Origin of the sequence: Streptomyces sp. NPDC048637 (genome assembly GCF_040650675.1) — a bacterium.
Classification (GTDB): Bacteria; Actinomycetota; Actinomycetes; order Streptomycetales; family Streptomycetaceae; genus Streptomyces.
Genome location: NZ_JBEZHQ010000002.1, coordinates 438,402 through 451,020, shown reverse-complemented (window position 1 = coordinate 451,020; position 12,619 = coordinate 438,402). Strand labels below are relative to the sequence as shown.

Below are 12,619 nucleotides of genomic sequence, written 5' to 3'. Positions count from 1 at the left end.
AACCGGCCAGGAATAACGACTCAATGACGCGGCGATTGCCGCCCTCCCTAACGTCCCGATCAGGAACTCGGCCCGCCAACTGCGGGTCACGAGCAGGTCAGGGAGTCGACTGTGTACGACGTCATCGTGGTCGGGGCGCGCTGCGCCGGGGCTTCCACCGCCATGCTCTTCGCACGTGCCGGATACCAGGTGCTGATGGTGGACCGCGCCGAGTTCCCCCGGGACACCCTCAGCACGCTCTACATCCACCAGCCCGGTGTGGCGCTGCTGCGGCGCTGGGGTGTGCTCGACAAGGTGATCGCCACCGGCTGCCCACCGCTGGACCGGGCCGTCTACCGGATCGCGGACATCCGCATCGAGGGGTGCTCGATCCCGGTCGACGGCCACCGCGCGGCATACGCCCCCCGCCGCTATCTCCTGGACGAGATCCTCGCGGACGCCGCGGTCGCCTCGGGCGTGGAGTTCCGCCAGGGCTGCACCGTGACCGACGTGCTGTCCGACGACGAGGGCCAGGCCATCGGGGTGCGCTTCCGTACCTCCGACGGCCAGGCCACCGAGGAGCACGCCCGCCTGGTGGTCGGCGCCGACGGGATGCGCTCCCGTTTCGCCACGATGGTCGACTCGCGCATCACCACCGAGGACCCAGCCGCGACCTGCGCCTACTACACGTACTGGGAAGGCATCACCGACCGCTTCGAGCTCTACGAGGCACCGGGCCGCTGGGTCGGCACGGTGCCCACGAACGACAACGCCACGCTGATCGCGGCGTACTTCCCGCAGGACGAGTTCGAGCGGGTCCGCAAGGACGCGATGGGCGCCTACCTGGCGGCGGTCCGCGACACGGCCCCGGAGCTGTACGCGAAGATCGAGTCGCAGACCCCGCTGGAGCGGCTGCACGGCACCGGCGACCAGCGGAACTACTTCCGCGAGCCGGCCGGGCTCGGCTGGGCCCTGGTGGGGGACGCCGGCCACCACAAGGACTCGATCACCGCCCGCGGTATCACCGACGCCTTCCGCCAGGCGCAGCTGCTGGTGGACTGCATCGGCACCGGTCTGCGCGACCCCGGGAAGCTGATCGACGGGCTGGAGGAGTACGCCTACCAGCGCGACGAGATCCTCGTCGACGCCTACCACTCGACGCTGTCGGTGGCGGCCCTCGAAGTGGCCGAGCACCGGCTGTCCATGCTGCGCACCGTCGCCGGGGACCAGGAGCTCATGGACCGCTACTTCGCCACGCTGGCGGGCGTCATCGGGGTGGAGGAGTTCTTCACCCCCGACCTGCACGCGCGCGAGGAACTCACCCGCCAGTAGGAGCCCACCAATGGGAGCCCGCCAGCAGGAGCCCGTCCCCTGGCGGCCGCTCCCCCACAACGTCCGTCCGCGCAATGCCCGTTCGCATACCACGGGCCCAACCGGACGGCTGCTCAACCGTCTTGCCCCCGCACCCAGCGGGACGCGGACGGGACACCTCGACGCGATCGATCAACACTTCGATCACGTCGTCCGCAGAGGTGTCAGCTTGTCGCAGGTGGCCGGATGACCACCTGTTTCACCGAAGGAGGCTGTGATGGAAGAGCAGAACGAGCTGTCGACCGTGGAGCCCTACGCCGCCCCGATGCTGATCGAGGTCGGCGAGTTCAACGAGGACACGCTGGGCTTCATCGGCTGGGGCAAGGACATCTTCGGCCACTACGGCGGCTGATCCGTCCCGTCCCTGATCACTCTCAGGAGTATGTGTAGATGACCGGTGCCGGTTTCGTGGTTCTGCCGGACACGGCGGCCGCAGACGAGGTTCGCGCGGTGACGCCCTGGGCGGCTCCGCGGGTGCTCTCGCATGCGTCAGGGCGGCCGTGGCTGGTGGGCCGGTGGTCACCCGGGGAAATACGGGTGGCCACAGCGGGCCCGGTGCAGGTGGCGGTGGCCGGGGTCTGCCCGGTCACCGCCACCCGGTTGTCCGAACTCACCGCGCGGATACGGACGGTGTCCGATGTGGACGCGCTGGCCGCCGCTCTGCCGGGCTCCTGTCATGTGGTGGCCTCGGTCGGCGGACAGGTCCGCGTCCAGGGCAGCCTGACCGGACTGCGCCGGGTGTTCCACACCCGGATGAACGGGGTGGGCATCGCCGCGGACCGGGCCGATGTGCTCGCCGCGATGACCGGTGCCGGAATCGACACCGGCGCCCTGGCCGTCCGCGTCGCCTGCGGCGGCCTCATCCCGTCTCCACTGGCCGATCAGCCCCTGTGGTCCGGCATCGCCCCCCTGGCCCCGGACCACTGCCTGGTGTGGGACCGCGAACGCGCCCGCGAGCTGCGCTGGTGGCGGCCGCCCGCCCCCGAACAGCCGCTGTCGGCAGGCGCAGCAGCCGTGCGGGACGCGCTCACCACGGCACTGCACGACCGTACGCCCGACGGGGGCCGGCTGAGCAGCGACCTCTCCGGAGGCATGGACTCGACCTCCCTCTGCTTCCTCGCCGCCCAAAACACCCCCGATCTGCTGACGTTCCGATGGGGCGAGGCCGAAGCGGGCAACGACGACGCCGCCTTCGCCGCCCGCTCCATCGACGCCCTCGACCGCGCCGAGCACCTGGTGGTCCCGCCCGCCGAACTCCCGTCACTGTTCGCCGACCCGGACGCGCTCATGGACACGGAGGAGCCCTACCCGTTCGTCCGCACCGCCGCGCGCACCCGTCACACCGCCCGCCTGCTCGCCGACCGTGGCGCGCGCCGCCATCTCGCCGGCCACGGCGGGGACGAACTCTTCACCCCCTTCCCCGGCTATCTGCACCCCCTGCTCCGGCGCCATCCGCTCACCGCGCTACGGCACGTCCGCGGCTACGCCGCCCTCAAACGCTGGCCCCTGCTGCACACCCTGGCCGCCCTGGCGCGCCCCGGGGACGAGGCGGCATGGTGGCAGGCCCAGGCCGACCACCTCACCGACCCGCCCCTGCGCAAGCGCCGGCCCAGCCTCGGCTGGGGCCTGTGGCCACTGCGCGCACCGTCCTGGGCCACCAGCACGGCAACCGACGCGGCCCGCGAGGCCCTCCGGCAGACCGCCGCACAGGCGCAGCCGCTCTCCACCGACCTGGGCCAGCACCAGACCCTGGTCGCGCTGCGCACCAGCGCACCCTGGTACCGCCTGCTGGCCCGCCCGTTCGCCGGGGCCGGTGTGCAGCTGGATTCCCCGTTCTTCGACGACCGGGTCGTCGAAGCCGTCCTGGGCGTCCGGGTGCACGAGCACGCCGGCCCGTGGCGCTACAAGCCGCTGCTGGCCGACGCGATGCGCGGCATCGTCCCCGCGAACGTGCTGGGCCGCGGCACCAAGGGCGAGTTCAGCGATGAGGCCAGCACCGGGCTGCGCCGCAACCTCCCCGCCGTCCTCGACCTGTTCACCGATTCCGCCCTGGCCGCCCAAGGCCTGATCGACCCCGGGAAACTGCGCACCCAACTGCTCTCCCCCCAGGCCGACAACGCCATGGGCATCGCGCTGGAGCCACTGATCGGCTGCGAACTCTGGCTGCGCGCCGCCACCCGCCCCACCCCTGCTTGGAGGTCCGACGATGCCCATACGCCTGCACCCTGACGTGGTGGCCACCGACACCGACGACGGCACCGTGCTGCTCAACGAACGCACCGGCCGCTACTGGCAGCTCAACTCCACCGGCGGCCAGGTCCTGCGCCAGCTCCTCGACGGCCACGAGCCCGCACGGATCGCCGCCGATGTCGCGGACCACCACCGGATCGACCTTCACCGGGCCGAGCTCGACGTCACCGCGGTGATCGGCCAACTCCGCACCGCACACCTGGTGATCACATGAGCCTGCCCGTCGCCCTGTCCGAGCGGCGCACCTTGCCTCTGCACCGCCGCCTCATCCCCCTCCTGGCCGTCGGCATCGCCCGGCTGCTGGCCAAGGCCAAACCCGCCCGCCTGCGCAAGGTCCTGGAATTCACCCGCCGCGGCGCCCGGCCGGCCACCCCCGACCAGGCCCTCGCCGCCCGCGAGGCCGTCGTCTCCGTCAGCCTGCGCTGCGCCGGCCAGGGCTGCCTGCAGCGTTCCATCGCCACCGCCCTGCTCTGCCGCGCCCGCGGCACCTGGCCCACCTGGTGCACCGGCGTCCGCACCCACCCCTTCGCCGCCCACGCCTGGGTGGAAGCCGACAACCACCCCATCGGCGAACCCCACCCCAAGGGCCACTACAAACCCCTGATCGCCATACCGCCGGTGGGGGCGGGGGACGGCCGCTGAGCCGGGGGCCAGTGAGCAGAGCATCGACGCGAAAGGAGCCCCAGGCGCCTCGGGGTGACGATTGGTCAAACGCATCCACCCGTCCAGCCACCTCGTTACAGTGACCCCTCCGCCATGACGACCACAGGACGGGGAAGCGACAGATGCAGGCCGCTTATCTTGCGGAACAGAGTTCCCACGCCCTACCGGGGTGGGCGCCTCCGGCACTCGTGGGTTCGGCGATCACCGCTTGCGTCACCTTGCTCGTCTGGTATCTGAATTCCCGGCGCGAACCGGTCAAGCGAATCACCTGGGAAGCCCGCACTCAATCCAGCATCGTATCCATTGACCGGGACTTCCAGCAGAAGGTTGGAATATCCTACGGCGGACAGAACGTCAGCGACCTGTGCGCCATTAAAGTCAAACTCAAAAACACCGGCAACAAGGTCATCAAAGACCATAAGATCCGTTTCCGGTTTCCCGGCGATTCAGAAGTTCTGGAATCTCACTTCTCCCCGGAACCCGAGGAGGAACTCGGCGCCTCCCTCCTGGCGCACGACACCGGGGACGACAGCGCGGGCTTGCTGTGTCTCGTCGCCCATCTTGAGGTTGACCAGGAAGTTTCCATAGAGCTCCTGGTTGCCGGAAACGAAGCCAAGAACTGGAAACGTCCACACTCGCACAATGAAGAGGGCGACGTACAGTTCCGCGAGAAGTCACCCGAGGGCACGGCGAGTGACGCCCAGCTGGTGACGGTTTTCCTCGCGCTCACTCTCTCACTCTTGACGGCTCCCTCGATCCTTTCAGTATTCGACGGCCTCGGCGCCTTGGCGGCATCTGCCATCCAGATCATCCTGCTTGCCTCCACCCTGCTGATTCTCCCCGTCGCCACCCGCGCCCTCATCAGGGAATTCAGAAAGACTCTCACCGGCGACTCCGCGACCATGAACCTGCACGGCACGAACAGTTCGGTGATCTACAACGCTCGATCGGCTTCCATCGGCACCGCCCGAATCCACCCGGACACACCGGCAGCCGAAGACACCACCCACGTCTAGCGCCGCGGCACTTCGCCCCTGCGAGGGCAGCCCGGCCACGCCGAAGATCGCCACTGAGGCCTCCGAGGCGACCGGCCGGAGGGCCCCGGGGGACCCCGCGTCAGCCCCGCCCCGGGGCACACTGCGGCGCCAAGTCGAGCCCGATGGCCACACCATGGCCACACCCGGGCGCACGAAGATCATCGCGCTTCCGCCCCGCAGTGTCAGCGCATAAGAAAAAGCCCAGGTCACGGTTTAGGTGTCCTGGGCTTCCCTTGAGCCGCCTTCGGGATTCGAACCCGAGACCTACGCATTACGAGTGCGTTGCTCTGGCCAACTGAGCTAAGGCGGCGTGGTGCGCGGCCCAGTCTACACATGGCGGAGGGGTGCTCTGTAACGCGTTCAGGGGCTGGTCAGAGGGCGGCGGGGCGAGAGGGAGACGGGTGTGGTGCGGGTCACTTGCAGTGTTTGCCCTTCGGGGGGACGGTGCCCTTGAGGAGGTAGTTGTTGATCGCGGTGTCGATGCACTTGCTGCCGCGGCCGTAGGCGGTGTGGCCGTCGCCCTCATAGGTGAGGAGGGTGGCGCTGGAGAGCTGGGCGGCGAGGGCCTTGGCCCAGGTGTAGGGGGTGGCCGGGTCGCGGGTGGTGCCGACGACGAGGATCGGGGCGGCGCCCTTGGCCTCGATGCGGTGGGCCGTGCCGGTGGGCTTGACCGGCCAGTACGCGCAGTTCAGGGCGGCCCAGGCGAAGTTTTCGCCGAAGACCGGGGAGGCCTTGCGGAAGCTGGGCAGGGCGGCGCGGACCTGGGCGGGGCTGGTGAAGGCAGAGGGAAGGTCGAGGCAGTTGACGGCGGGGTTGGCGTACATCTGGTTGGCGTAGGTGCCGTTCGGATCGCGCTCGTAGTAGCTGTCGGAGAGGGTGAGCAGCCCGCGGCCGTTGCCGGCCTTGGCCTGGGCGAGGTATTCGCGCAGGACGGGCCAGGCGCGCTGGTCGTACATGGCGGCGATGACGCCCGTGGTGGCGAGGGACTCGGTGAGCTTGCGCTCCTCGCCCGTCGCCACCGGGTGGGCGTCCAGCTTCTTGAAGAGGGCGGAGAGCTGCCGGCCGGCGTCCTTGACGCTCTGGGTGCCGAGCGGGCAGTCCTTGTGCTTGATGCAGTCCGCGGCGAACGCGCTGAAGGCGGTGTTGAAGCCGGTGGTCTGGTCGATGTTGACGGTGCGGGAGTCGAGCACCGGGTTCATGGCGCCGTCCAGGACCATGCGGCCGACGCGGGAGGGGTAGAGGCCGGCGTAGGTCGCGCCGAGGAAGGTGCCGTAGGAGGCGCCCACGTAGTTGAGCTTCTCGTCGTCCAGGACGGCGCGCAGCACGTCCATGTCGCGGGCCGCCTCGATGGTGGAGACATGGGAGAGGAGCTTGCCGGCGCGGGATGCGCAGCCCTTGGCGAAGCTGCGGTAGGCGCTGGTGAGCTTGTTGACCTCGGCCGGTGAGTCCGGGGTCACATCGGTCTGGGTGTAGCGGTCCATCTGCTTGTCGGTCAGGCACTCGACCGGTTCGCTGCGGGCCACACCGCGCGGGTCCATCGCCACCAGGTCGTAGCGCGCGCGGACCGGGGCGGGCTGGGGCGCGTACTGCTGGAGGTAGTCGATCGCCGCACCGCCGGGGCCGCCCGGATTGACCAGGAGGGAGCCGATCCGGCTGCCGGGGCCGGTGGCCTTCTTGCGGGCCACCGCGAGCTTGAGGTCGGTGGCCGCGCTGGGTTTGGCGTAGTCGAGGGGCGCCTTCATCGTGGCGCACTCGAAGCCCGCCACCCGACAGGGATGCCAACTCAGCTTCTGGTCGTAATACGGGCGAAGGCCGGATGGGGTGGAAGCCGGGAGGGGCGCGAGGGAGGCGGGCTCCGCGGGGCGCTGGGCGCCGGCCTCCGTTCTGTGGCCCGGGGACGCCTCACTGCCGGGGGACGAACTCCCCGAGGAGCAGCCGGAGATCAGCAGAGCGGTGGCCGCGAGAACAGCGGCAGAGGTGCGGAGCAGGCGGCTGGTGGCCATGGGCGGTCCCTTGGTCTCGGTCCCTGAGTGTGGAGTGTGGAGTGCGGCGTGGGTCCCTGGATGTGGAGTGCGGTGGGGTGCAGTGGGGTGCGGTGGGGTGCAGGTACTGCGCGGGTCAGGCGTGCCGTGCGGTGTAGCCGGTGCTGGCGGCGCCGGCAGTGCGGGCGGTGCTGGTCGGTGTTGGCGCTGAGCGGTGGGGCCGGTCCGGGACCGGTCCGGGGCCGGCTCCCGGCAGGGAGTCGGCTTCAGTACCGGAAGTCGGCTTCGGTAGGGGACGGCGGCGGGCGGATGGCGGATGGCGGATGGCGGATGGCGGATGACAGGTGACGGGGGGGACGCTCCCGCACGGAGAGTATCCGGGTGAGGACGTGGTGTGTGCGGCTCCTGGAGTCGGTGGCCGGGGACCGGCGGGGGCCGGTGCCCTGGGCGGTGGGGGTGGTCAGCCGGCGCGGAGCGCCACCGTCATCGCCTCGACCGCGAGGAGGGGGGCCACATTGCGGTCCAGGGCCTCACGGCAGGCGATGACGGCTTCTATCCGGCGGAGGGTGCGCTCGGGGGTCGAGGCGGTGGCGATGCGCTGGACGCTGTCGCGTACCTCGTCGTTGGCGAGGGGTACCGACGCGCCCACCTGGAGGGCGAGGACGTCGCGGTAGAAGCCGGTGAGGTCGACCAGGGCCAGATCGAGGCTGTCGCGCTGGGTACGGGTCGAGCGGCGCTTCTGCTTGTCCTGGAGTTCCTTCATGGCACCGGCGGTGCCGCGCGGCAGCCGTCCGCCGGTGCCGGCGGCGGCGCCGAGCGCGGCGCGCAGCTCCTCGGTCTCCTTGGTGTCGACCTCCTCGGCGACCTGCTTGGCGTCCTCCCCCGCGGCGTCGATCAGCTCCTGGGCGGCCTTGAGGCAGCCGCCGATGTCGTCGACGCGGAGGGGGAGTTTCAGCACGGCCGTCCGGCGGGCGCGGGCACGCTCATCGGTGGCCAGGCGGCGGGCCCGGCCGATGTGTCCCTGGGTGGCGCGGGCGGCCCGGTCGGCGGCCGCCGGCTCGATGCCGTCCCGGCGGACGAGCACGTCGGCGACCGCGTCGACCGGCGGCGTACGCAGGGAGAGCAGGCGGCAGCGCGAGCGGATGGTGGGGAGGACGTCCTCCACGGAGGGGGCGCAGAGCAGCCAGACCGTACGGGGCGCGGGCTCCTCGACGGCCTTGAGGAGGACATTGCCGGCGCCTTCGGTGAGGCGGTCGGCGTCCTCCAGGACGATCACCTGCCAGCGGCCGCCGGACGGGGAGAGCGAAGACCGGCGGACCAGGTCGCGGGTCTCCTTGACGCCGATGGACAGCAGGTCCGTACGGACGATCTCGACGTCGGCGTGGGTGCCGATCAGGGCGGTGTGGCAGCCGTCGCAGAAGCCGCAGCCGGGGGCGCCGCCGAGGGCGCGGTCCGGGCTGACGCACTGCAGGGCGGCGGCGAAGGCGCGGGCCGCGGAGGAGCGGCCGGAGCCGGGCGGGCCGGTGAACAGCCAGGCGTGCGTCATCTGGGAGGCGCCGCTGCGGTCCGCGGACGGCGGCTCCGGCCGCTCACCGCGCGGGGGCTCCTGCCCCGCCTGGTCCGCGGAGACCAGGGCGTCCGCATCGCGCGCGGCCGCGGCCAGCTGCGCCGTCACCCGGTCCTGGCCGACCACGTCGTCCCATACCGCCATCGCTGTCCGCCGTTCCTGTTCCGTTCCGTCCTGCCCGTGCCACGCGGAGTGCGTGTGCGCCCGGCCCCGCACACCGCGCAGTGCTCCGCGCCTGACCCATTGTGGTGCAACCCACTGACAAACGAATCCGGAAGCCGGCGCCGGGCGGCCGGACGGCGCCCTCCCGAGACGGACAACGGCCGTGGCCGCAGCTCTTTCCGCTGCGGCCACGGCCGTTCGTACGGGGGCGCCCCGACCGGCTAGCTGCGCCGTCCCTGGCCGCCGCGGCGGCCGTCCTCGCCCCTGCCGTCGTCCGCGTCCTCGTCCCCGCGCGGGCCCAGCAGCTCGTCGGCGAGCGTGGGCAGATCATCCAGCGGGGTCTCCTCCGCCCATTCGGGGCGGCGGCGGTTGCGCTGCGGGCTCTCCACCGGGTGGCCCGTCGCCGGGTCGATCTGCGGGAGTTCGCGGGTGCGCTCGACGCGCGACTCCCCGGGGGCGGACGGCTGCCCCGGCGCGGCGCCGTTCCTCCCGGCCGCCGCGTCGGGCGTCTCCTTGCGGAACATCCACGGCGGCACCCGGTCGGCGGGGTCACCGCTGCGCCCGTCGTCGCCGCGTACATCGCCCCGTACGGGCGGCAGCACCGCGGTCTCCTCGACGTCCGCGCCGGCGCCGCGGCCGTGCCAGGCGTCCTGCGCGTGCTGTACCGGAGGCAGTACCGCCGTCTCGTCCGCCGCACGGGAGACCTCATCTCCCGGCGTCCCGGGCCGCGGCAGCGACTCCTCGGTCCGCTCGCTGTCCGAGCCGGAACCGGACGAGGGCGAGGACGCCGACGCCGACGAGTCGTCGGGCGTGCCCTCCCCCAGCCGCTTCCGCAGGTCCGCGACGTAGGTCTCCGCCGTGGGCGCGTCGGCCGCCTCCGCCGCCTCAGCCGCGGCCTTGGCCTCCGCCGCGGCGGCCGCCTCGGCCGCCGCCACCCGGGCCTCCTCGGCGCGCACCAGGGCCGCCTCGGCCTTGCGCTGCTTCTCCAGGCGGCGCTCCTCGGCCTCCTTGCGCAGCCGCGCCTCCTCCTCGTGCTGCTTGCGCAGCCGCTCCTGCTCGGCCTGGCGGGCCCGTTCCTCCGCCTCGCGGCGCGCCTGCTCCGCCTCCGCGGCCTGCCGGGCCTCCTCCGCGCGCTTGCGGGCCTCCTCGGCCTGGCGGGCCTCCTCGCGTGCCCTGGCCTCCTCGGCCTCGCGGCGCTTGCGCTCTTCTTCCTCGGCGCGCAGCTTGGCGAGCTGCTCCTGGCGCTCGCGCTCCAGGCGCGCCTCCTCCGCCTTGCGCGCGGCCTCTTCCTCGGCCTTGCGGCGGGCCTCATCCTCGGCGGCCTGACGGGCCTCGGCCTGCGCCTGGAGCTCGGCCTCGGACAGCGGGAGCGCCTGGTCGAGGCGGTGCCGTACGACGGTGGTGACGGCTTCCGGTTCCTGACCGGCGTCGACGACCAGGTAGCGCGCGGGATCGGCGGCGGCCAGTGTGAGGAAGCCGGCCCGCACCCGCTGGTGGAATTCGGCGGGCTCGGACTCCAGCCGGTCCGGGGCCTCGGTGAAGCGCTCTCGTGCGGTCTCCGGGGAGATGTCGAGCAGCACCGTCAGATGGGGGACGAGCCCGTCGGTAGCCCAGCGCGAGATCCGGGCGATCTCCGTGGGAGCGAGATGGCGCCCGGCGCCCTGGTAGGCGACCGAGGAGTCGATGTACCGGTCGGTGATGACGACCGCGCCCCGCTCCAGAGCCGGCCGGATGATGCTGTTGACGTGCTCGGCCCGGTCGGCGGCGAACATCAGCGCCTCCGCCCGGTCCGAGAGCCCGGACGTCGAGACGTCCAGGATGATCGAACGCAGCCGCTTGCCGATGGCGGTGGCACCCGGCTCGCGGGTCACCACGACCTCGTGGCCCTTGCTGCGGATCCACTCCGCGAGCGCCTCGACCTGGGTGGACTTGCCGGCCCCGTCGCCGCCTTCCAGGGCGATGAAGAAGCCGGTGGGGGCGGGCGCCTGCGCCGGGTCGCCGCCGCGCAGCGCGTCCCGCAGATCACGCCGCAGCGGTACGCCCTGCCGGTCGTCGGCCTTGCCCAGCACCAGGGCCGCGACCGGCAGCAGCAGCGCACCGACCAGCATCAGGGTGTAGGCGGCGCCGCCGTAGGAGAAGCTGAAGGCGCCGTCGCCGACGTGGTGCGGGCCGATGACGGCCGCGAGCAGCGGCGCGACGATGGCGGCCAGCGCGATGGAGAGCCGGACGACGGCGTGCAGATGCTCGGTCGTCCGGGCGGTCCGGGATTCCCCGGACTCCTGGTCCAGCAGGACGTGTCCCGTATTGGCGGCGATCCCGGCGCTGATACCGGCCAGCAGCGCGAGCAGCAGCACCGTCGTCGGATCCGGGACCAGGCCCATGGCCAGCAGCGCGAGGCCGGTGGCGGCCACCGCGAGGGCGAGCAGCCGGCGCCGGGAGAGGGTGGGCAGCACCCGGTGGGCACCGCGGATGCCGACGGCCGCACCGCCGGTCAGCGCGAGCACCAGCAGCGCGAACGCGGCCGGCCCGCCGGCCAGGTCGTAGCCGTGCAGGACGGCGAGCGAGACGGCCGCGGCGAGGGCTGCGGCCACGGCGGCGCAGGCCGCCACCAGCAGCGGGATCGCGCCCGTACGGCCCTTGTCGACGGCCGGGCCGGCGGTGCCGTTCTCCGCCTTCCCGCCCACTGCCGGCTGTCCGGTTTTCGCTCCGGCGGCCTTGGGACGGCGCAGCCCCTCCAGAGGGGAGCGCGGCCGCGGCGTCGGCACACCGGGGAACTCAATGAAGTAGAGGATCGACACGGAGGCGGCGAACAGCCCGGCGGCGACATACGAGCCGAGCGCGGCCTGGTGGAGGTGGAACCAGTCGATGCCGGTGCCCAGCAGCTTGCTGATGAGCGTGACGACGACCAGTGCGGCGGCCGCGATGGGCAGCGAGACGAAGCTGGTGCGCAGCGAGAGGCGGCGCAGGGCGTCCATGTTGTCGGGCAGCGGGCGGACCGCGGCGCCCTCGGGGGGCGGGGTGGGCAGCAGCCCGGGTGCGGCACTCTCCCGTGCGACGGTCCAGAAGCGTTCGGCGACACCGGTGACGAAGACCGTGACCAGCAGCCAGGCCAGTGCGTCGTCCGGCGTCCAGTCGATCCAGAGGGGCGCGATGACCAGCAGCGCGAGCCGCAGCACATCCGCGCCGATCATCGTCCAGCGCCGGTCCAGCGGTCCGGCCGGCGCCGTCAGCGCGGACAGCGGTCCCAGCAGGACGGCTCCGAAGACCAGCATCGCCAGCATCCGGGCCGCGAAGACCACGGTGACCGCGAGGGCGGCTCCCCGATAGCCGCCGCCGAAGACGGCCTCGCCGCCCAACGGGACGTACAGCGCCGCCTGCAGGGCGAGCAGTACGAGGACAAGCATGGACAGGGCATCGCCGATACCCCCGACAAATTGGGCGCTCCACAGTCGCTTCAGTGGGGGGAAGCGGAGCAGGGCTCGCACGGCGCGCTCGCGGGAATCCGCCGCTAGGGCGCCTGAAGTGGGGGTCACGACCGTTGGCTGCTCGGCACGCGTCATCTCGCCAGCCTATCGATACGGTGCGGGGCGTCGAGCGCCTGCCCGAAC

9 protein-coding genes and 1 tRNA gene are annotated in these 12,619 nt (G+C 72.2%); 6 read left to right on the top strand and 4 right to left on the bottom strand.

Features of this window, described 5'->3' with window-relative positions:
• Window positions 1-111 precede the first annotated feature (111 nt).
• The 6 genes from AB0C46_RS04855 (at window position 112) to AB0C46_RS04830 (ending at window position 5,279) form a co-directional block, all read left to right on the top strand.
• Window positions 112-1,311 (top strand): NAD(P)/FAD-dependent oxidoreductase, encoded by a 1,200-nt coding sequence (locus AB0C46_RS04855; protein ID WP_362825688.1) that lies wholly within the window; start codon window positions 112-114, stop codon window positions 1,309-1,311.
• A 256-nt stretch (window positions 1,312-1,567) separates the two neighbouring features.
• A complete protein-coding gene (locus AB0C46_RS04850) occupies window positions 1,568-1,702 on the top strand; it encodes a lasso RiPP family leader peptide-containing protein (RefSeq protein WP_158744766.1) in 135 nt (44 codons plus the stop codon).
• Window positions 1,703-1,740: 38 nt separating this feature from the next.
• Window positions 1,741-3,579 carry a lasso peptide isopeptide bond-forming cyclase gene (locus AB0C46_RS04845; RefSeq protein WP_362825687.1) on the top strand — a complete coding sequence of 613 codons (1,839 nt, stop codon included), beginning with the start codon at window positions 1,741-1,743 and terminating at the stop codon, window positions 3,577-3,579.
• On the top strand, window positions 3,557-3,814 hold the full coding sequence (locus AB0C46_RS04840; RefSeq protein WP_362825685.1) for a lasso peptide biosynthesis PqqD family chaperone: 258 nt from the start codon (window positions 3,557-3,559) through the stop codon (window positions 3,812-3,814). The genes AB0C46_RS04845 and AB0C46_RS04840 overlap by 23 nt, the downstream gene beginning before the upstream one ends.
• On the top strand, window positions 3,811-4,242 hold the full coding sequence (locus tag AB0C46_RS04835; protein ID WP_362825683.1) for a lasso peptide biosynthesis B2 protein: 432 nt from the start codon (window positions 3,811-3,813) through the stop codon (window positions 4,240-4,242). Before AB0C46_RS04840 ends, AB0C46_RS04835 begins: the two co-directional genes overlap by 4 nt.
• Before the next feature lie 143 nt (window positions 4,243-4,385).
• Window positions 4,386-5,279: a hypothetical protein gene (locus AB0C46_RS04830; protein WP_362825682.1), complete on the top strand. Its 894-nt coding sequence runs from the start codon at window positions 4,386-4,388 to the stop codon at window positions 5,277-5,279.
• Window positions 5,280-5,536: 257 nt separating this feature from the next.
• Here the strand turns inward: AB0C46_RS04830 and AB0C46_RS04825 are convergent.
• From AB0C46_RS04825 to tmk, 4 genes are all read right to left on the bottom strand, one after another.
• A tRNA-Thr gene (locus AB0C46_RS04825) sits at window positions 5,537-5,610 on the bottom strand.
• A 103-nt stretch (window positions 5,611-5,713) separates the two neighbouring features.
• A complete protein-coding gene (locus AB0C46_RS04820) occupies window positions 5,714-7,303 on the bottom strand; it encodes an alpha/beta hydrolase (RefSeq protein WP_362825680.1) in 1,590 nt (529 codons plus the stop codon).
• 439 nt (window positions 7,304-7,742) lie between these two features.
• Window positions 7,743-8,993 (bottom strand): DNA polymerase III subunit delta', encoded by a 1,251-nt coding sequence (locus AB0C46_RS04815; RefSeq protein ID WP_362825678.1) that lies wholly within the window; start codon window positions 8,991-8,993, stop codon window positions 7,743-7,745.
• A 239-nt stretch (window positions 8,994-9,232) separates the two neighbouring features.
• Window positions 9,233-12,571: a dTMP kinase gene (tmk, locus tag AB0C46_RS04810; protein ID WP_362825677.1), complete on the bottom strand. Its 3,339-nt coding sequence runs from the start codon at window positions 12,569-12,571 to the stop codon at window positions 9,233-9,235.
• Window positions 12,572-12,619 lie beyond the last annotated feature (48 nt).